1 pseudogene is annotated in these 542 nt (G+C 58.3%); it reads right to left on the reverse strand.

Features of this window, described 5'->3' with window-relative positions:
* A pseudogene (locus EOA32_RS39470) lies at positions 1 to 342 on the reverse strand (hypothetical protein); the annotation flags it as partial.
* Positions 343 to 542: the final 200 nt, after the last annotated feature.

A 542-nucleotide genomic window follows, 5' to 3' on the forward strand; every position in this document is an offset into this window, starting at 1 on the left:
CACGCGGACGACGATGATCAGTGGCGTGGCGGCGCCTTGCCGCACGAGCCTCTCATAAAGTTGCGCGAGCCAAATCGGATGCTGAAAAGCGGTTGCCGCCGAGCTGGCGAAGAGCTCGGCGTACTCCGTCGAACGGAAATCGAACGCATCCTCGGCAGTGACTTCAAACATGTGATCCGAACCGGCAGGGACAGCGGCTATCCACGACTTCTTACGTTCCAGGTCAAGACCGGTCGCCGCGATTGTTGGAATCTTGGTATATGCCGAAACCGCTAATCTTGCGTTGCATGGCAGGCCGGGCGGACGACCACAACCGCTTCGGGATCGCAAGTCGAAAATCATGCCGAAAAAGTAGAAATCCGGTTTTGCGTGTAACGCCGATGTAAGTATTTTCGGCCAGTCTCTCGTTCCTCATTGTTGGAAATCCGAGCAGGACATAGCCGCCCAAGACATGCTGGCGATCGAGGTCATCGTTCCGCAATCGGCGCCCCGCCATTGGCAGCGGCTCGCCATAGAGCGGCTGGAGGCGGACGGCCACGATG

Source organism: Mesorhizobium sp. M1A.F.Ca.ET.072.01.1.1 (assembly GCF_004023325.1).
In the GTDB taxonomy this organism is placed as follows: domain Bacteria; phylum Pseudomonadota; class Alphaproteobacteria; order Rhizobiales; family Rhizobiaceae; genus Mesorhizobium.